We start from the raw sequence: 19,165 nt of genomic DNA, 5'->3' as shown, positions 1-19,165 counted from the left end.
CATGGACTGGACGGCACTGACGCTATCGCTGGAACTGGCCGCCTGGACGGTGGCGATCCTGCTGCCGGTCTCGGTCCTGGCCGGACGCTGGCTGGCCTATGGTCGCTTTCGCAGCAAGGGCGCGGTCGAGGCGCTGGTGATGTTGCCGCTGGTGCTGCCGCCGACGGTGTTCGGCTTCTACCTGCTGCTGGCCTTTGGGCGAAATTCGCCCATCGGCGCCTTCTGGCAGCAGACCTTCGGCCACCAGCTGGTCTTTACCTTCGAGGGCTTGGTGGTGGCTTCGGTCATCTTCAACCTGCCCTTCGCCATCCAGCCTGCCCAGCGCGGCTTCGAGGCGATTGCCGTAGAACTGCGCGAGGCGGCCGCGACCTGCGGCATGTCGCCCTGGCGCTCGCTGCTGAAGGTTGAACTGCCGCTGGCCTGGCCGGGCCTGATGACCGCCATGGTGCTGACATTTGCTCATACATTGGGCGAATTCGGCATCGTTCTGATGGTGGGCGGCTCGATCCCCGGCGAAACCAAGACTATCGCCATCGCCATCTATGATCGCGTGCAGGGCTTCGACATGGCCGCTGCCGGCACCATGTCCGCGGTTCTGGTTGCGATCTCCTTTTCCACCATCGCCGTCACCTACTGGCTGTCGGCGCGCATCGGACGGAGGCTGGCATGACCCTGAGTGTCGAACTGCACGCAAGGGCGCCGATTCCCCTAGACGTGGCTTTCAGCGTGGCGCCCGGTCAGCTGCTGGCGCTGGTCGGCCATTCGGGATCAGGCAAGACAACGGTGCTGCGTTCGATCGCGGGGCTGTGGCAGCCGCAGGTCGCCAAGGTGGCTGTCGAGGGCGAAACCTGGCTGGACACCACAGCCGGCATCGCCCTGCCCCCGCATCGTCGCCATGTCGGGGTGGTGTTTCAGAACTATGCCCTGTTTCCGCACATGACCGCGGTGCAAAATGTGCTGGCGGCCATGGATCGGCCCGACCCTATCGAGGCCGAAAGGCTGCTGGAACTGGTGAACCTGCACGGGCTGTCGGGGCGCAAACCCGCGCAGCTGTCGGGCGGACAGCAGCAGCGCGTGGCGCTGGCGCGGGCGCTGGCCCGCAAACCCGCGGCCCTGTTGCTCGACGAACCGTTTTCGGCGGTCGACCGCGCCACCCGCGAAAGACTGCATGGCGAGATCCTGGCGTTGCGCGGGCACCTGCGGATGCCGGTGGTGCTGGTCACCCATGACATGAACGAGGCGCAGCTGCTGGCCGATCGCATGGTAGTCATCGAAGGCGGCCGGGTGCTGCGCGAAGGCACCACCGCCGCGGTGATGGCCGATCCCGTGGCCCTGCGCGCCATGGGCATTCGCGAGGTGGCGGCGATGCTGCCCGCCGTGGTCGTGGGCAGGGACGACGACGGGTTGATCCGGCTTCAGACCGCCAATGGCGAGCTGTTCCTGCCCGGCATCGACAGCCCGCCCGGAACCAGCCTGCGGGTGCGCATCATGGCGCATGAGGTGATCCTGTCGCGCGCCCGGCCTGTGGGGCTGTCGGCGCAGAACATCCTGCCCTGTGTGGTGACCGCCGTGCAGGTCGGCGACGGGCCCGGCGTCATGGTGCATCTGGCCGTGGGCGAGGACGAGATCGTCGCCCGCATCACCCGCCGCGCCGCCGCCGATCTGGCGCTGGCACCCGGCCAGCACATCCATGCGATCATCAAGGCAATGTCGGTCGCACGCGATCACATCGCCGGACCGTTGCTGCATGGCTGAATCGCGGCGCAGCCTGCCGGCGGGCTTTGCCGCCGGCGCCGCCATCGGCACCCTGGGCGGTCTGATCGGATTGGGCGGGGCCGAATTCCGGTTGCCGCTGCTGATCGGGCTGTTCCGATTTCCTGCGCTTGAGGCGGTGATCCTGAACAAGGCCAGCAGCCTGGTGGTGGTGGCCGCCGCCCTGCCCTTTCGCGCCGGCACGGTGCCGATCGACCAGATCGCCGCGCAATGGCCGATCATCATGAACCTGCTGGCCGGCAGCCTGGCAGGGGCGTGGCTGGGCGCGGGCTGGGCAACACGGATGCACAGCGCCAGGCTTTACCGGGTGATCGCGCTGTTGCTGGTGGTGATCGCCTTGGCGTTGATCCTGGGCCATGGCACCGGCGGAGGCGCGGCGATCCTGTCGGGCTGGGCGCAGGTGGTGGCCGGCATCGCGGCAGGCTTCGGCATCGGCGTCGTCGCCTCGCTGATGGGGGTGGCGGGGGGCGAATTGCTGATCCCCACGCTGATCCTGCTGTTCGGCGTCGATGTGAAGCTGGCCGGATCGCTGTCGCTGGCCGTCAGCCTGCCGACGATGCTGATGGGCTTTGCCCGCTATTCCCGCGACCAGAGCTTTGCCACCCTGGCCCGGAACGGCCGCTTTGTCCTGGTGATGGCGGCAGGGTCGGTGCTGGGGGCCTGGCTGGGCGGGCGGTTGCTGGGCATCGTGTCTGACAGGGTGCTGCTGCCGGTGCTGGCGACGATCCTGCTGATTTCTGCGTTTAAAGTGTGGCGTCACCGATGATCGGGCACCGCTGCCATCTGGATTTCCGCCGCATTCGCCCCTATCTTGGCCGCGATGGGAATGGGGCTTCCCGACAACCGCCGCCTGGCTGATAGCTCCTGCCGACCCAAGGCCGGACCGGTCTGCGTGGGGCAGGATGCGTCAATGGTTCGTTTCCTGCCCCTGCCAGCCCGGCACCTGCCGATGCAAGAACAGGTGCGAGTTGATGAACTATCTGATCGTTTTCTTCGGGGCAGGACTGGGCGGCGCGGCGCGGCACGGCACCAATGTGCTGGCTTCGCGCGTGCTGGGGGCGGAATTTCCCTTTGGAACGCTGATCGCCAATCTGCTGGGATCGTTCCTGATGGCGGTCATCATCGAGGTATTCGCCCTGCGTTCGTCGCTGTCGAACGAGGCGCGGCTGTTCCTGACCACCGGCTGTCTGGGCGGCTATACCACATTCTCGACCTTTGCGCTGGACACCATGCTGCGGCTGGAGCGTGGCGAATGGGTGGTGGCGACGGCCTATGTGGTGATTTCGGTTCTGGGCGGTCTGGTCGCCTTTCTGATCGGCATGACCGCCGTGCGCCAACTGCTGGGAGGAGCGTTATGAGATATCTGGACAGCTGGCAGTTCTGGGCCTTCCTGTCGGCAGGATTTGCCGCCCTGACCGCCATTTTCGCCAAGATCGGGATCGAGGCCGTCAATTCCGATTTCGCCACCTTCGTGCGCACCGTGGTCATCCTGTTCGCGGCAGGGCTGATCGTGTGGCAGACCGGGCACTGGCAGGATCCCGCGACCATTTCGGGCCGGACCTGGGTGTTCCTGCTGCTGTCGGGGACAGCCACCGCCCTGTCCTGGATCTGTTATTTTCGCGCGCTGAAGCTGGGACAGGCCGGACAGGTGGCACCGATCGACAAGCTCAGCGTGGTCATGGTGGCGATCCTGGGGGCGGCTTTCCTGGGGGAAAAGCTGGCGCCGGGCGCCTGGCTGGGCGTGGGGCTGATCGCCGGCGGCGCGATCCTGGTTGCGATCAGTTGATCCGCACCCGGATCGCGCCGTCCGACAGGTTCAGCGGATCAGCACAACCGGCACCTTGCACGACCGGATCATCGCCGTCGTAGTCGAGCCGATGATCAGGCTGCGAATCCGCGAATGGCCATAGGCGCCCATGACCAGCAGGTCGAAGGGCGTTTCTTCGACCATCTGCCCCAGAACCTGCTCGGGTTGCCCCTGCTGAACGGCTGTATCCGCCGCGATTCCCGCCCCGGTCAGCACGGTCTGGGCCCGGGCCAGCGCCGCCTGTGTCTGCGGGGCCGGCTCGCCCACCATGACCAGCCGCACCGGCAGACCTTGAAACAGCGGGCTGCGGGCGACATGTTCGACCGCCCGCTGCGCCGAGGCACCGCCGTCAAAGGCCAGCAGCACCCGCTGGATCGGCCGGAACGCCCGCGCCGCGACCAGGACCGGCCGGTGGCTGGCCCGCACCACGCGTTCCAGGTTCGAGCCCAGATGCCCCTTGGCGAAATCGGCGGATTCGCCGCGCTTGCCGATCATCAGTACCCGCGCCTCGGCCTCGACCTCGGCGACGGTTTCGATCATGTCGCCATGCCGCAGGCGTGTGGTGACCTGTGTCACGCCGGCCTGTTCCAGCATGGCGCGGGCATCCTCCAGGATGGCGCGGCCACGCTCGCTGGCCAGCCGCGCGCGCTGCGCGTCCAGGGTCGCCAGTTCCTCGAGCAAGGCGGTGCGCGCGCCCAGCGCGATGGCGCCGGACAGATCCTGTCGGCCCGGGGCCTCGCGCCGGCCCAGGACATGGATCAATTCGACCGGGGCCCCGGTGCGCCGCGCAACCCAGGCCGCATGTTCGCACAGGCTGGCCGAATAGATCGAGCCATCGACCAGCGCGACGATCTTCTGGTGCTGTTCAGTCATCATGATCCCTTTCAATGCGCCATCAGCTTGTCCAGCGCGCCGGGCTTGTCATGGATGGCAAGCCGGTCGACGATGGTTTCGCTGGCCTCGTTCATGCCGACGATCTCGACCCGGGCACCGTCGCGGCGGAACTTCAGCACCGCCATGTCCAGCGCCTGCACCGAACTGATGTCCCAGATATGGGCGCGGCTGACGTCGATCACCACCTTGTCCAGCGCCTCCTGAAAGTCGAAGGCATTCATGAAATCCTCGACCGAGCCATAGAACAGCTGGCCTTCGACGACATAAGTGCGTTCGCGCCCGTCGTCCGAGATGGTCGAGGTCACGCGGAACAGCTGTGCGATCTTGCCGGCAAAGAATATCCCCGACAGCAGCACCCCGACCAGCACGCCGATGGCCAGGTTATGGGTATAGACCACCGAGACCACCGTCGCGATCATCACGATCGAGGATGAGCGCGGGTGCAGCCGCAGGTTGCGGATCGAGGACCAGGAAAAGGTGCCGATGCTGACCATGATCATGATGGCCACCAGCGCCGGCATCGGGATGCGGGCCACCCAGTCGCCCAGGAAAACCACCAGGACCAGCAGCACCGCCCCGGCGGTGAAAGTCGACAACCGCCCGCGCCCGCCCGATTTGACGTTGATGATCGACTGGCCGATCATCGCGCAGCCGGCCATGCCGCCGATGAAGCCGGTCGCGGTATTGGCGATGCCCTGGCCGATACATTCCTGATTGCGGTCGGATCGGGTGTCGGTCAGGTCGTCGACGATGTTCTGGGTCATCAGGCCTTCCAGCAGGCCCACCACCGCGACCGCCACCGAATAGGGCAGGATGATCAGCAGCGTCTGCAGCGTCAGCGGGATGTCGGGGATCAGGAACACGGGCAGCGTATCGGGCAGCGCGCCCATGTCGCCGACGGTGCGCACCTCCCAGCCAAAGGCCATGGTCAGGGCGGTCAGCACCAGGATGGTGACCAAGGGCGAAGGGATTGCCTTGGTGACATAGGGAAACAGATAGATGATGGCCAATCCCCCCGCCACCAGCGCATAGGTCAGCCAGCTGACCTTTGACGGGTCCAGCTCGGGCAGTTGCGCCATGAAGATCAGGATCGCCAGCGCGTTCACAAATCCGGTCATCACCGATTTTGATACATAGCGCATGACAAAGCCCAGCTTCAGCAGGCCGGCGGCGATCTGGATCAGCCCGGCCAGCACCGTGGCCGCCAGCAGGTATTGCAGCCCGTGGTCACGCACCAGGGTCACCATCAGCACCGCCGTCGCCGCAGTCGCGGCCGAGATCATCCCGGGCCGACCGCCGACGAATGCGATCAGCACCGCGATCGAAAAGCTGGCGTAAAGCCCCACCTTGGGATCGACGCCGGCGATGATGGAAAAGGCGATCGCCTCGGGGATCAGGGCCAGCGCCACCACCGGGCCCGCCAGCAGGTCAGCGCGGACGTTTCCGAACCACTGCGTGCGGTAGTTGTTCAATGAAATCATGCAAGTCTTTCCAGATCGATCCGGGTTGCGCCGCCCTTGGCGGAACCGCGGATCGCGCGTTCATCCGAATATCGGTTGCAGTTGTCCGGCGGATCGGCGGCCGGAAGAGCCACCCGGGGGTTTCACCCAGGTCCATGTTCGCTGCGCTGCCCATACAGGCTGCACGGGCCGAATCCAACCCCGGGACGACGAATCCGCGCGGCTGTATCCTGCGTGACGCAAATCAGATTGATTACTTAGGATTCCTATGTATCATGGTGAGGACGGAGGATCTGCCATGTCCAGCGACCAGATCGGATTCGCGCTTGGCCGCATTGCCACCCTGTTGCGGGCGCAGGCATGGCAGCAAGCCGAACCGTTAGGCGTCAATCCGACGCAGGCGGCGATCCTGTCGCGCCTGCTGGCGCGGGGGGCGCTGCGTCCGGGCGCGCTGGCCGCGGATCTGGGCATCAGCCAACCCACCGTGACCGACGCCGTGGCCGCGCTGCTGCGCAAGGGGCTGGTGCAGCGCCAGCGCGACCCGGCCGACCGCCGCGCAGTGCTGCTGCGGCTGACGACCGCGGGACAGTCCGTGGCGCAGGCGACCGCCCCCCCGCCCGATGTGCTGACCGCCGCCCTCGACAGCCTGCCCGCCAGCGACAGGGCCGCCATGCAGCGCGGGCTGGTCGGCCTTATCAGGGCGCTGCAACAGGCCCGCGCCATTCCGGTGCAGCGCATGTGCATCAGCTGCACCCATTTCCGCCCCCACGCCCATGATGATGCCGAACAACCGCATCACTGCGCGCTGGTGGACGCCGCCTTTGGCGATGCCGCCCTGCGCATCGACTGCGGCGAACACGACCCCGCCGCCGAACAGGATCAGGCCCGCCTGTGGGCCCGTTTCCGCGCGGCGGCATAAGCTGGACGCCCAGGACCGCGGCAACGGCCCGGGCGCCCTTTTGCCCACCGCTCCACTGCTGAAAGGGAAGGCAGGTTACCATGACACAGATATACGGACACTACCATCAGGCCCTGGCACGGCAGGTCCGGCGACGGCTGATACCGCTTGCCGCCTGCCTGACACTGGCGACAGCCCTGGCGGGCGGCGCGGGAATGGCCCAGGACAGCCCCGCCGCAGGCGGCATCACCGCCAGCGCGGGCCAGCCGGCGCCTTTCGACATCGTCCATGCCCGCGTCAGCAGCGAAGGGCGCATTGTCACCTTTCGCATGGCGGTCTCGGGCCAGGCGGGCGAAAGCCGCCCTGCACCGACCGGCGCCCTGGCGGGATCGCAGGTCTTTGCCTATGTCTGGCCGACGACGCTGGACAGCGCCCTTGTCGGGTTCGAGCCCAAGGCCGGCATCCTGGCCATGGTGGCCACCGCGCATCCCGATTTCGACGATACGCCGCTTTATGACGAAAACCGCGACGGCGACCGCGGCAATGACGGCGATCTGTGGCACAGCCATTGGGTGGTGCTGGGCCCGGATGATGCCTGCGGCCCCGGCGCGCTGAAGGTCATCGACATTCCCGAAGGTGCCAGCCCGAGCCTGCCCGCCACCTGGCCGGGCCTGCCGCTGCTGCTGGACAGCCCGGGCTGGCAGCCGGTGCTGAGCGGCGAGACGGTCGAGATCGCCGTCGCCTTCGACGACATCGCCGCGACCGAGGGCATGGGCTTTGACGCGGTGACGGCCGGGTTGCGGGTGAATGCGAATGTGCATGCGCCGCTGCTGTGTGTCAGCGACATCTTCAAGATCGCGTCGGGCGATCTCAGCCTGCCGGGCCGTATCAACCAGTGACGCTAACGGCGGCGGCAGGCCCCCTGCCGCCCCTTTTCCCGAGGATCAGGGCCAGCCATGACCGAACTCGCCCCACCCATTCAGGCCCAGGAATGGCTGAACACGCCCGGCCCGCTGACATTGGCCGGCCTGCGCGGCCGCGTGGTGGCCGTCGCCTGTTTCCAGATGCTGTGCCCGGGCTGTGTCACCCACGGCCTGCCGCAGGCGCAGCGTATCGCCCAGACCTTCCGCGATGAGGATGTGGCCGTGATCGGGCTGCATTGCGTCTTTGAGCACCACCAGGCGATGACGCCGACGGCGCTGCGCGCCTTTCTACACGAATATCGCATCCGCTTTCCGGTCGCCATCGACATGCCCGCTGATCCCGGCCCCCTGCCCCGCACCATGCGGCTTTACGGGCTGGAGGGCACGCCCAGCCTGCTGCTGATCGATCGTGCGGGCCGACTGCGCGCGCGGCATTTCGGCGCGGTCCCCGACATGGCCCTGGGCGCCGAGATCATGGCCCTGCTGCACGAGAGCGCATTACCCAAGTGACCGGGCCCGATTCATCCGACATGGCACCGCGACCTGTCGGCACTTTCGAGCGGACGCATTGTCGCAGGCATAAACAGGTATTTGAAATACCTGTTTTATGGCACTATGCCAGTGACACCCCTGCAAGGAGATTGTCATGACACGCTCGACAGAACAGATGCGCAACTGGAACGGGCCGGCGATACTGGGATTCGGCTTTCGACCGTTCTTTCTGCTGGCGGCGATCTGGGCAGTGCTGGCCATGGCGATATGGGTCGCGATGCTGAGCGGGCACGACATCCTGGGCACGCGTTTCGACCCGGTGGCCTGGCATGCGCACGAAATGCTGTTCGGCTATCTTGGCGCGGTGATCGCGGGCTTTCTGCTGACGGCGGTGCCGAACTGGACGGGCAGCCTGCCGGTGGTGGGCTGGCCACTGGCGCGGCTGGCAGGGCTTTGGATTCTGGGCCGGGTCGCGGTCGCCATTTCGGCGCATATGCCGCCGTTATTGGTGCTGCTTGCCGATCTTGCGCTGCCGATCGCGCTTGCGGCTTTTCTGGGGCGCGAGATCTTGTCAGGCCACAACTGGCGCAACCTGCCGGTGCTGGCACTGCTGGGCGGCTGGATCGCGGCCAATGGCCTTTTCCACTATCAGGCCGCGACCCAGGGCGCGCCGGCGCAGGCCGAAGTGCTGAGGGCTGGCGTGGCTGTGGCCTTGATGCTGATTGCGCTGATCGGCGGGCGCATCATTCCCAGCTTTACCCGCAACTGGCTGGCGCAGCGGGGTGGCGACCGCCTGCCGGTGCCCTTCAACCGGGGGGATGGCGCGGTGCTGGCGCTGAGCGCGGCCGCGCTGGCGCTGTGGACGCTGTGGCCGCAGGCACACGCCACGGTCGCGCTTTGCGGCCTGACGGGGCTGGCGCAACTGTGGCGCATGTCGCGCTGGCAAGGCCACCGGACCGGCGCCGAGCCGCTGGTCTGGGTGCTGCACGCGGCCTATGCCTTCGTTCCCTTGGGGTTTCTGGGCGTTGCAGCAAGCGGGATATTTCCCGGTGCGACGGCGGCAGCCCTGCACCTGTGGCTGGCAGGCGCAATCGGGTTGATGACGCTGGCGGTGATGACGCGCGCCAGCCTGGGACATTCGGGGCGGGCGCTGCATGCCTCGTGGCCCGTGGCGGCCCTGTATCTGGCGGTGATTGCGGCAGTGCTGGCGCGGTGGGCGGCGGGGTTCCTGCCCGGCGATATCTGGCCGCTGCACCTGGCGGCGGCGGCATGGATGCTGGGCTATGGCGGTTTTGCGATCCTGTTCTGGCCGGTTCTGACCCGACCCCGCCTGCAAGGACAGCCGCGCAAGCTGCGCCCAGGTTGACTTCCCGCTGACCTATCGCAAGCAGCAGCGCGCGGCTTCTTGCGCATTTGTTGTCGACAAATAAAATGCAATGATTAGGATGGTGCCAGCAGAATCGCGCCCCGCGCACGCATATGGAGCCATCGGTATGAACACCCAGATATTTACCGGCGTCATTCCCGCGCTGATGACCCCCTGCACTGCCGACAGGCAGCCCGATTTCGATGCCTTGGTCGCCAAGGGGCAGCAACTGATCGCGGCCGGAATGTCGGCGGTTGTCTATTGCGGGTCGATGGGCGACTGGCCTTTGCTGACCGATGCCCAGCGCATGCAGGGGGTCGAACGTCTGGTCGCGGCCGGGCTGCCGGTGATCGTCGGGACAGGGGCGGTCAACTCGGCCAGCGCAGTTGCCCATGCCGCCCATGCGCAGAAGATTGGCGCCGCCGGGCTGATGGTCATTCCACGGGTGCTGTCGCGCGGCGCATCCCCGATCGCGCAACGCCACCACTTTCAGGCGATCCTGAAGGCGGCACCCGATCTGCCGGCCGTGATCTACAACAGCCCCTATTACGGATTCGAGACACGGGCCGACCTGTTTTTTGCCCTGCGCGCCGAACATCCGAATCTGGTCGGCTTCAAGGAATTCGGCGGCGCTCGGGCCATGACCTACGCAGCCGAGCACATCACCAGCGTCGATGACAGTGTGATCCTGATGGCAGGCGTGGATACCGGCGTCTACCACGGGTATGTCAAATGCGGTGCGACCGGCACCATCACCGGCATCGGCAATGTCCTGCCGCGCGAGATCTTGCATTTCGTCGCGCTGTGCCGCGCAGCCGCCAATGGTGATGTCGAGGCAAGGCAGCGCGCGCAGGAACTGGGCGAAGCTCTGGAGGTGCTGTCATCCTGGGACGAGGGCCCTGACCTGGTGCTTTACTACAAGCACTTGATGGTCTTGCAGGGCGAAGCTGCATATGCGCTGCACTTCAATGAGACCGACGCGCTTACCCCCAGTCAGAAAGCCTGGGCCGAGCGCCAGTTCGCGCAGTTCCGCGAATGGTATGCAAGCTGGCGGGAACTGCCCGGCGCCGTGCAGAAATACGCGGCATGACGGCTCAGGCACTCCGACATGGGCAGCGAAAGGATCGCGACAATGCACTATAGCCCCCATGGCAACCACTTGATCGCCGGCAGCTGGATCGGAACCGCCGCGCGCTTCGACAACGACCCTGTGCAGGGGCCGTCGCATGGGTTTTCGGTCGGAACACCCGAACTGATCGATCAGGCATGCGCTGCGGCCGAAGATGCCTTTGCCAGCTATGGTCACTGCCCGGACATGGTTCGGGCCAGTTTTCTGGATAGCATTGCCGATCATATCGAGGCCCGCGGCGAAATCATCACCGACATCGCCAGCCGCGAAACCGGACTTCCCCGCGCCCGCCTTGACGGTGAACGCGCCCGCACGACCGGACAGCTGCGCCTTTTCGCGGAACATGTGCGAAAAGGCGGGCATCTGGATCGACGTCATGACCCTGCCCTGCCCGATCGCCAGCCGCCACGACCGGACATTCGCCTGATCCAGCGTCCCATCGGTCCGGTGGCCGTGTTCGGCGCCTCGAATTTTCCGCTGGCGTTCTCGACCGCCGGAGGCGATACGGCGGCCGCCCTGGCGGCGGGTTGTCCGGTTGTCGTCAAGGGTCATCCTGCACACCCCGGCACGGCTGAAATCATTGCCGAGGCGGTCCATGCCGCCATCGTTCAGTGCGACATTCACCCCGGAACCTTCAGCCTGATTCAGGGCGACAGCCACGAGATCGGTCAGGCGCTGGTCAGCCATCCGCTGATCCGGGCCGTAGGGTTTACCGGCAGCCTCGCCGGGGGGCGTGCATTGTTCGACATCTGCGCGGCTCGACCCGAACCGATCCCGTTCTTTGGCGAACTGGGAAGCATCAATCCGATGTTCGTGCTCCCCGCAGCCCTGGCGCGCCGCGGGGCCGAGATCGCCCGGGGCTGGGCCGCGTCCCTGACATTGGGCGCCGGGCAGTTCTGCACCAATCCCGGCATCGTCGTCCTGCGCGACGGGGCCGATGCCGATATCTATGTGCAGGCGGCAGCCGAGGCCCTGGCCAGGGTCGAACCGCAGACGATGCTGACGCAGGGCATCGCCCAGGCCTATCGACAGGGCCAGGCATGGCTGGACCGTCACCCCGATCTGCGCGCGGTCCTGCGTAGCGACAGAAACGGACGCGAAGCACTGCCCAGTCTATACCAGACCACCGGGGCGGCCTTCATGGCCGACCCCGGGCTGGGACATGAAGTGTTCGGACCTTTGGGGCTGATCGTGCGCGTCACCGACAGCAATCAGATGCGGCAACTGGCGATGTCGCTGCCGGGGCAGCTGACGGCAACGCTGCATCTTGATGATGACGACCTTGCGCTGGCGGCCACGCTCATGCCCGTTCTGGAGCGCAAGGCCGGTCGCGTGCTGGCCAACGGCTATCCGACCGGGGTCGAGGTCTGCGACGCCATGGTGCATGGGGGCCCCTATCCTGCCAGCACCAATTTCGGCGCCACCAGCGTCGGAACCCTGTCGATCCGCCGCTTTCTTCGCCCCGTCTGCTACCAGAATCTGCCCCAGGCGCTGCTGCCGGAAAATCTGCGCTGAACAGGAAGCGCGGCCGAACATCGCGACAAGCAAAGGCACGACCCAAAGCGGATATGGGAATGCGCGGGTCCAACCTGCAACGGCCTGACCCTGCGCAAAGGCGCGACGGGCATCGCCGCGATCAGGTCGGGCCTGCCTGTTGTCGCGGTTGCAAATGCAGTTTGCCGTCAGCCAAGGCGATGGGCGGGTGATCGGTTCATCAACCCGCGCAAGATCGGGCAGGCGGAAGGGCGTTCCATCGCCAATCAGGCATTGGTGTCAGCGATCAATCGGCCTGAACGCAGTTCGACGATTAGGTCAGCCACAGACCTGCCTGTCGCAAGCGTCTGCGGATCGCAGGTTCCGGCGCCGGGGGATCGTCCTCAGCGAAGAGCGGTCGAATGGCCTGCCGACCCTGCCCCTCATAGATCAACCGCTGGGCCGCGCCATCCTTGCGCAGCACGGGCTCGATCAGCGGGTGACGGGCCAGCGTTTCGACCAGTTCCAGAACACGGTCGGATTCGCGGGCATAAAGCAGCGGCAGGTTGCGATAATGACAGCTTGCCCAGCCGTCCAGACCGGCAAGACGCGCATCCGGCCGCCCGCCTCCCAGTGCATGAATCACCAGGGGCAGCGTGATCTGATCCAGCCACGGATCCAGGCTCTGGCAGGCCAGTGCCTCGCCAGGATCGGCAAGGATGGCCTGAGCCCAATCTGCAAACAGTGATCCGAAACGCGCTGCGTCCTGGCCCAGGAACCAGCCGGCATTGAAATACAGATAGCGTTCCCAATGTTCGTCCGGCTGTTCCATGTCCAGCGAGGATGCGAAATCCAATCCGAACCGGTCGTAAAGCGATTTCCATATCTGGCTGTAACCCGGTCCGTAGGGCGGGGGCTCGGGCCAGGTGCCGGTCCGCCGCATCGAGGCCGAGGGGCGCGCGAAATCCCATTGCAGACGTTCTATCGGGCCGGTGATCAGCGTGTCGCTGTCGAAGAACACAAAGGGCAAGTCGGACGACAGGATCGAAAGCGCCTCGATCTTGTTGCCATAGGGATAGTCGGCACCAAAACGCGAGGCAACGAAAGGCACGATCTGCGCGCCCAGTTCCTGCAGGGCGCCCCGTATCGGATCGGGCATCAGGGTATCATGCCCCTGCCAGGCTGCCTGGGGCTGCGGCTCGGCCACGATCAAGCTGCCGGTCCAGTCAGGGGCGCTGTGGCGCAGGCTGGCCACGAACAGCAACGCCTGCAAACCGATGCGCTGGCCCTGTCCGATCAGCAAAAGCTGAAAAGGCGGCGCCAGGGGCTGCTGATCCAGATCGGGGGGCAAGACATCGCTCAACCGACGGGGAACCGAGGGCAGCGCCTGCGACGCCTGTTCGGGCGCGACAACATCCTCCCGGGGGGCAGCGGCCTCGCGCTTGCGGTCACGTTCCGCCTTGCGCGCCTGCGCGCGCGCTGCCCGCTCGGCCCGGTTGGCGGCCTGGCGGCGTTCGCGTGCCTCGCGTTCCTTGCCCCTGTTTTCCCCCATCGCACCATTTTCCGTCTTGCTGCAATCTGCATTATCATCACGACCACAAATCTTTCCAGTTCTGGACGTGATCTTCTGCGAATGAACCCGGGCCAATCCGGCAGGCCGGCAACCTCACCAAAAAGGCAGGTTCTATTGCGCGCGCTTTGACGGCAGGGTCGATGTGCCGTTCAACGATTTTCTCTTTTACAGGTTCGGCAAGACCGGGCGCGGCGCGGCACACGCCGTGTCCGGTCGTCATCTTTCACTGGCGGGGCCGAATTTTATTTTGCCCGCGTATCAGACCTTTGTCCTCTGCCTATTGCCAAATGCGATTTCCGCGGGAACCGGATCGGCGATCGGGCCGTTCAGATGGCACACGACCTCTGACACCAAACAGTCGAAGGATGACGAAATGAACTGGGATATCATCGAAGGCAAATGGAACCAGCTGAAAGGTTCGGTGAAGGAAAAATGGGGCGACCTGACCGATGACGAGCTGACCGAGGTTGCCGGCCGCAAGGACAAGCTGGCGGGCAAGCTGCAAGAGAAATATGGCTGGACCAAGGAAGAAGCTGACGATCAGATCAACACCTTCTTCCGCGACAAGACCTGATCGCCCGCATCAGTCACCCAGGTGCGTGACGGCAGACCCCCGCAGAAGCGGGGGTCTTTTGCATTCTCACAAGCGGCAAGGCTTTCGAACAAATTGCGAACAGAACAACCATTGAACCTGCCGCCGCCGCTTCCTATCTTGTCAGCCAGCAAGAGGTGCAGACTGCCTGCTGCGGGGGTCGCCCCTCTTGGCGAGAAAGGACTGATTCCATGAACGATTTCGCCCATACGACCCATCCGGTCCTGCCGCTGCGGGATATCGTGGTGTTCCCGCACATGATCGTGCCCCTGTTTGTCGGGCGCGAAAAGTCGGTGCGGGCGCTCGAGGCCGTGATGGAACAGGACCGTCCGATTCTGCTGGCGGCGCAAAAGGATGCGGCGGTCGACGAGCCCGCGACCGACGGCATCTTTCGCACCGGCGTGCTTGCCAATGTACTGCAACTGCTGAAACTGCCCGATGGCACCGTCAAGGTTCTGGTCGAGGGCAAGGAACGGGTGCGCATTTCCGAGTTTCTGGACAATGACGCCTATTTCGAGGCTCGCTGTGAATCCCTGGTCGAGGAACCCGGCGACGAAGAAACCCTGATTGCCCTGACCCGCGCCGTGGCGGAAGAGTTCGAGCGCTATGTCAAGGTGCGCAAGAATATCCCCGAAGAGGTCATTTCGGCCGTTGCCGAGGCGCGCGAACCCGCGCGGCTGGCGGATCTGGTCAGCGGCCATCTGGGCATTACCCTGGACAAGAAACAGGATCTTCTGGAAACGCTGGTGACAGCCGACCGCCTGGAAAAGGTCTATGGCCTCATGCAGGGTGAAATGTCCGTCCTGCAGGTCGAAAAGAAGATCAAATCGCGCGTCAAGACCCAGATGGAAAAGACCCAGCGCGAATATTACCTGAATGAGCAGATGAAGGCCATTCAGAAGGAGCTGGGTGATGGCGAGGACGGGCTGAACGAAATTGCCGATCTGGAAGAAAAGATCGCAAAGACCAAATTCAGCAAGGAAGCCCGCGAAAAGGCCGAGGCCGAACTGAAGAAGCTGAAGTCGATGTCCCCGATGTCGGCCGAAGCGACCGTGTCGCGCAACTATCTGGATTGGCTGCTGTCGCTGCCCTGGGGCGTCAAGTCGCGCACCCGCAAGGATCTGGGCAAGGCCGAAAAGGTGCTGGATGCCGACCACTACGGCCTTGAAAAGGTCAAGGAACGGATCATCGAATATCTGGCAGTGCAGAACCGTTCGGCCAAGCTGAAAGGTCCGATCCTGTGCCTGGTCGGTCCGCCCGGCGTCGGCAAGACCTCGCTGGGTCGGTCGGTTGCACGGGCCACGGGGCGCGAATTCATCCGCATCAGCCTGGGCGGCGTGCGCGACGAGTCGGAGATTCGCGGACACCGCCGGACCTATATCGGCTCGATGCCGGGAAAGATCATCCAGGCGCTGAAAAAGGCCAAGACCACGAACCCGCTGATCCTGCTCGACGAAATCGACAAGATGGGCCAGGATTTCCGTGGCGACCCGGCCAGCGCCATGCTCGAGGTGTTGGATCCCGAACAGAACGCGACTTTCGTCGACCACTATCTCGAGGTGGAATACGATCTGTCGGACGTGATGTTCGTGACCACGGCCAACAGCTACAACATGCCCGGCCCGCTTCTGGACCGGATGGAGATCATCAGCCTGTCTGGCTATACCGAGGATGAAAAACGCGAGATCGCGCGCCAGCACCTGCTGCCCAAGCAGATTGCGGCGAACGGCCTGCGCAAGGGCGAGTTCACCGTCACCGACGAGGCGCTGACCCATGTCATCCGCTATTACACCCGCGAAGCTGGCGTGCGCTCGCTCGAGCGCGAAATCGCCAAGCTGGCGCGCAAGGCGGTGACCGAAATCCTGAAGGGCAAGGTCACGTCGGTCGAGGTGACCCCCGCCAAGGCCGAGGAATACCTGGGCGTTCGCCGCTATCGTTATGGGCTGGCGGAAAAGGACGATCAGGTGGGCGTGGTCACGGGGCTGGCCTGGACGCAGGTCGGCGGCGATCTGCTGCAGATCGAGGCGTTGAAGTTGCCCGGCAAGGGCCGGATGAAAACCACCGGCAAGCTGGGCGAGGTGATGAAGGAATCGATCGACGCCGCCGCCAGCTACGTGCGCTCGATTGCGCCGCAAATCGGGGTGAAGCCGCCTAAGTTCGATTCGATCGACATCCACGTCCACGTCCCCGACGGCGCCACACCAAAGGACGGGCCGTCGGCTGGTCTGGCGATGGTGACCTCGATCGTGTCGGTGCTGACGCAGATCCCGGTGCGCAAGGACATTGCCATGACCGGCGAGGTTTCGCTGCGCGGCAATGCCATGGCGATCGGCGGGCTCAAGGAGAAACTGCTGGCCGCGCTGCGCGGCGGCATCAAGACTGTGCTGATCCCGGCCGACAACGAAAAGGACCTGGCCGACATTCCTGCCAACGTCAAGGAGGGTTTGCAGATCATCCCCGTCAGCCATGTGCGCGAGGTCTTGCAACATGCGTTGGTGCGGATGCCGGAACCCATCGAATGGGATGAGGCCGCCGAGGAAGCTGCGGCGGAAGCCAGCAGGTTGTCGGCAACCGCCCGGGAACAGGGCAGCAGCGGCGAAGCCATCGCCCACTGAGATCGAACCGCGCGGCAAGCCCGCGCGGTTTTTTCGTCACCGCCCGACAATCGAGGGAGCATACCCATGTCGAGGCCATCCCCTGCGGTCGCCCGCGCCGATCACCGCGAACCCCAAACGGCCAAGGTTTTGCAGAAACGCGAACTTCTGGCGCAGGTGGCGCGGCGCACCGGGCTGCGGGGCGCCGATGTGAAGCCCGTGGTCGAGGCAACTTTGGCCGAACTTGATCGTGCGATTGCCGCCGGAATGACGCTGGCGCTGCCGCCTTTGGGGCGCGCGCGCATCACCATGTCCAGCGACGGCAGCGGCGGTCAGGTCATCACCCTGCGCCTGCGTCGACGCGCAAGCGAACTCTGAACGCCCGTGGGCGTTTTTTTTTTTGGCGCAGCCCCTCTTGCGGCCGGCGGCCACTGGGGGTATCTAGCGCGCATCGGGCGATTAGCTCAGCGGTAGAGCGCTTCGTTCACATCGAAGATGTCAGCGGTTCAAATCCGTTATCGCCCACCATCATTCCAGACCCGGATCGGCCAGCCGATCCGGGTTTTTCATTTTTTGGTCCGATGACACAGGAAAAAGAAGGGCGCGCCTGCATTCGCAGACGCGCCGCAGTTTTCGCCGGGGCCTGTGTCAGTGGGCCGAAGGCTTCAGCATCGGCACTTCGTTGCCCTCTGCATCATACAATTTGCCATCCGCAAAATAATCGCCGTCGCGCAGCTGCGCGATATCGGCATAGCGAATGGTGCGTTCCGCGGCCGCGCCGAACACCGAAGGCTGATCCGGATTGCCGGTGGTGAAGTGGTTGAACACCAGGTTCAGCAGAATGGCCATGATCGCCGATGAGCTGATGCCGCTGTGAAAGATCGTCGAGACCCATGCCGGAAAGTGGTGATAGAAATCCGGCAGCACGATGGGGATCGTGCCGAATCCGATCGAGGTTGCCACGATGATGAGGTTCATGTTGTTGGCATAATCCACGCGTGACAGCGTGCGGATACCGCTGGCGGCGACAGTGCCGAACAGCACGATGCCCGCCCCGCCCAGGACCGGGGCAGGAATCGCGGCGACCACGCGCCCCATCACCGGCAGCAGTCCCAGCGCCACCAGGATCAACCCGCCGGTGGCCACCACATAGCGGCTCTTGACCCCGGTCACGGCCACCAGGCCGACGTTCTGGGCAAAGGCGCTTTGGGTGAACGATCCGAAGATCGGCGCGATTGCGCTGGACAGCATGTCGGCGCGCAGGCCGTCGCCCAGGCGACGCGAATCCACCTTGGTCTCGACAATCTCGCCGACAGCAAAAATGTCGGCAGAGGTCTCGACCAGTGTGACCAGGATGACGATGAACATCGACACCGTGGCCGCAACGCCAAAGGTAGGCGTCCCGAAATGGAAGATCTGCGGCAGGGCGAAATAGGGCCCCTGCGTGACCTGACTGAAATCGGTCATGCCCAGCACATAGGCAACGAGGGTGCCGATCACCAACGCGAACAGGATCGACAGCCGCGAGATCGTGGCGTTGCCGACCTTGCTCAGCAGCAACACGATCAGCATCGTGGCACCCGCCAGCAGGATATTGGCCTGACTGCCGAAATCGGGGGCGTTGCGGTTCCCGCCCATGGCCCAGGAACCGGCCACCGGCATCAGCGTCAAGCCGATGGTGGTGATGACGATGCCTGCGACCAGCGGCGGGAAAAAGCGTGTGATGCGCGAGAATATGGGGGTGATCAGCAGCCCCAGAAGCGATGCCGCGATCACCGCCCCGAAAATCGCCTGCATCCCGCCATTGGCGGAAATGGCGATCATCGTGGCGACGCCGGCAAAGGATACCCCCTGGACCAGCGGCAGCTGGCAACCAAAGAAGGGCAGCCCTATGGTCTGCAGGATCGTGGCCATTCCCCCCGCAAACAGCGAAGCGGTAATCAGCAGGCCGATGTCGGCCGGGCTCAGCCCCGCCGCCTGCCCCACGATCAGCGGCACGGCAACGATCCCGCCATACATGGTCAGGATGTGCTGCATGCCATAGGCAAGGTTGGCCAGCAATCCCAGCTTCTCATCTTCGGGACGTGCAAATTCCCGCGGTTTTTGTGATGTTTCAGTCAATGAGGCCCCTCCTACATCCTCGTGTGGTCTCTCCTCGTATGGTGCGCGGAACTTATCGGCATACTCTCCG

Annotated in this window: 18 protein-coding genes, 1 tRNA gene, 1 riboswitch and 1 other annotated feature; of the genes, 15 read left to right on the top strand and 4 right to left on the bottom strand. The window is 64.9% G+C overall.

What is annotated here, in order from left to right:
• The first annotated feature begins 1 nt into the window (after window position 1).
• The 5 genes from modB (at window position 2) to GB880_RS10360 (ending at window position 3,559) form a co-directional block, all read left to right on the top strand.
• Entirely contained in the window at window positions 2-670 is a 669-nt protein-coding gene (modB, locus tag GB880_RS10380; protein WP_154492290.1) for a molybdate ABC transporter permease subunit, read from the top strand.
• Complete coding sequence (gene modC, locus GB880_RS10375) at window positions 667-1,755, top strand: molybdenum ABC transporter ATP-binding protein (RefSeq protein ID WP_154492288.1); 1,089 nt, start codon at window positions 667-669, stop codon at window positions 1,753-1,755. Before modB ends, modC begins: the two co-directional genes overlap by 4 nt.
• The gene (locus GB880_RS10370) at window positions 1,748-2,539 is read left to right on the top strand and encodes a sulfite exporter TauE/SafE family protein (RefSeq protein WP_154492286.1); all 792 of its coding nucleotides are present in this window, start codon (window positions 1,748-1,750) and stop codon (window positions 2,537-2,539) included. Before modC ends, GB880_RS10370 begins: the two co-directional genes overlap by 8 nt.
• Window positions 2,540-2,586: 47 nt before the next feature.
• Window positions 2,587-2,647, top strand: a riboswitch (Fluoride riboswitch).
• Between the two features lie 97 nt (window positions 2,648-2,744).
• The gene (crcB, locus tag GB880_RS10365; RefSeq protein ID WP_154492284.1) at window positions 2,745-3,131 is read left to right on the top strand and encodes a fluoride efflux transporter CrcB; all 387 of its coding nucleotides are present in this window, start codon (window positions 2,745-2,747) and stop codon (window positions 3,129-3,131) included.
• The gene (locus GB880_RS10360; RefSeq protein WP_154492282.1) at window positions 3,128-3,559 is read left to right on the top strand and encodes an EamA family transporter; all 432 of its coding nucleotides are present in this window, start codon (window positions 3,128-3,130) and stop codon (window positions 3,557-3,559) included. The genes crcB and GB880_RS10360 overlap by 4 nt, the downstream gene beginning before the upstream one ends.
• Window positions 3,560-3,589: 30 nt before the next feature.
• On the opposite strand, the gene GB880_RS10355 is transcribed toward GB880_RS10360, so the two are convergent.
• Together GB880_RS10355 and GB880_RS10350 are read right to left on the bottom strand one after the other, a co-directional pair.
• A complete protein-coding gene (locus tag GB880_RS10355) occupies window positions 3,590-4,456 on the bottom strand; it encodes a universal stress protein (protein WP_442793758.1) in 867 nt (288 codons plus the stop codon).
• 8 nt (window positions 4,457-4,464) lie between these two features.
• Window positions 4,465-5,955, bottom strand: coding sequence for a SulP family inorganic anion transporter (locus GB880_RS10350; RefSeq protein WP_154492278.1), 1,491 nt, complete (start codon window positions 5,953-5,955; stop codon window positions 4,465-4,467).
• Between the two features lie 79 nt (window positions 5,956-6,034).
• Window positions 6,035-6,092 (bottom strand) — a sequence feature (sul1 is cis-regulatory element that is thought to sense ions involved in sulfur or methionine metabolism; They are found in Alphaproteobacteria).
• 140 nt (window positions 6,093-6,232) lie between these two features.
• Here GB880_RS10350 and GB880_RS10345 point away from each other — a divergent pair.
• From GB880_RS10345 to GB880_RS10320, 6 genes are all read left to right on the top strand, one after another.
• Window positions 6,233-6,853, top strand: coding sequence for a MarR family winged helix-turn-helix transcriptional regulator (locus GB880_RS10345; protein ID WP_263467112.1), 621 nt, complete (start codon window positions 6,233-6,235; stop codon window positions 6,851-6,853).
• Between the two features lie 80 nt (window positions 6,854-6,933).
• Window positions 6,934-7,731 (top strand): hypothetical protein, encoded by a 798-nt coding sequence (locus GB880_RS10340; RefSeq protein WP_229774331.1) that lies wholly within the window; start codon window positions 6,934-6,936, stop codon window positions 7,729-7,731.
• A 57-nt stretch (window positions 7,732-7,788) separates the two neighbouring features.
• On the top strand, window positions 7,789-8,265 hold the full coding sequence (locus GB880_RS10335; protein WP_154492661.1) for a redoxin domain-containing protein: 477 nt from the start codon (window positions 7,789-7,791) through the stop codon (window positions 8,263-8,265).
• 136 nt (window positions 8,266-8,401) lie between these two features.
• The gene (locus GB880_RS10330; RefSeq protein ID WP_154492659.1) at window positions 8,402-9,613 is read left to right on the top strand and encodes an NnrS family protein; all 1,212 of its coding nucleotides are present in this window, start codon (window positions 8,402-8,404) and stop codon (window positions 9,611-9,613) included.
• 127 nt (window positions 9,614-9,740) lie between these two features.
• Entirely contained in the window at window positions 9,741-10,703 is a 963-nt protein-coding gene (locus GB880_RS10325) for a dihydrodipicolinate synthase family protein (RefSeq protein ID WP_154492657.1), read from the top strand.
• Between the two features lie 42 nt (window positions 10,704-10,745).
• Window positions 10,746-12,257, top strand: a complete 1,512-nt coding sequence (locus GB880_RS10320; RefSeq protein ID WP_154492655.1) for an aldehyde dehydrogenase (NADP(+)) — start codon at window positions 10,746-10,748, stop codon at window positions 12,255-12,257.
• 292 nt (window positions 12,258-12,549) lie between these two features.
• Here the strand turns inward: GB880_RS10320 and GB880_RS10315 are convergent, their stop codons facing one another.
• Window positions 12,550-13,767 carry a hypothetical protein gene (locus GB880_RS10315; protein ID WP_154492653.1) on the bottom strand — a complete coding sequence of 406 codons (1,218 nt, stop codon included), beginning with the start codon at window positions 13,765-13,767 and terminating at the stop codon, window positions 12,550-12,552.
• Window positions 13,768-13,930: 163 nt separating this feature from the next.
• Between GB880_RS10315 and GB880_RS15885 the strand changes: the two genes are divergently transcribed.
• The 4 genes from GB880_RS15885 to GB880_RS10295 all read left to right on the top strand — a co-directional run bounded on the left by GB880_RS15885 (window position 13,931) and on the right by GB880_RS10295 (window position 17,502).
• Window positions 13,931-14,362: a CsbD family protein gene (locus GB880_RS15885; RefSeq protein ID WP_442793757.1), complete on the top strand. Its 432-nt coding sequence runs from the start codon at window positions 13,931-13,933 to the stop codon at window positions 14,360-14,362.
• A gap of 209 nt (window positions 14,363-14,571) precedes the next feature.
• Complete coding sequence (lon, locus tag GB880_RS10305; protein ID WP_154492651.1) at window positions 14,572-16,995, top strand: endopeptidase La; 2,424 nt, start codon at window positions 14,572-14,574, stop codon at window positions 16,993-16,995.
• A gap of 66 nt (window positions 16,996-17,061) precedes the next feature.
• Window positions 17,062-17,352, top strand: coding sequence for an HU family DNA-binding protein (locus tag GB880_RS10300; RefSeq protein WP_154492649.1), 291 nt, complete (start codon window positions 17,062-17,064; stop codon window positions 17,350-17,352).
• A 75-nt stretch (window positions 17,353-17,427) separates the two neighbouring features.
• Window positions 17,428-17,502: transfer RNA gene (locus GB880_RS10295), tRNA-Val, on the top strand.
• Between the two features lie 120 nt (window positions 17,503-17,622).
• Here GB880_RS10295 and GB880_RS10290 read toward each other — a convergent pair.
• Window positions 17,623-19,035 (bottom strand): nucleobase:cation symporter-2 family protein, encoded by a 1,413-nt coding sequence (locus GB880_RS10290; protein ID WP_229774330.1) that lies wholly within the window; start codon window positions 19,033-19,035, stop codon window positions 17,623-17,625.
• Between the last annotated feature and the right edge of the window lie 130 nt (window positions 19,036-19,165).

It is taken from the genome of Paracoccus sp. SMMA_5_TC, from assembly GCF_009696685.2.
GTDB lineage: Bacteria > Pseudomonadota > Alphaproteobacteria > Rhodobacterales > Rhodobacteraceae > Paracoccus.
This window is presented reverse-complemented; position numbering and strand designations above follow the sequence as displayed.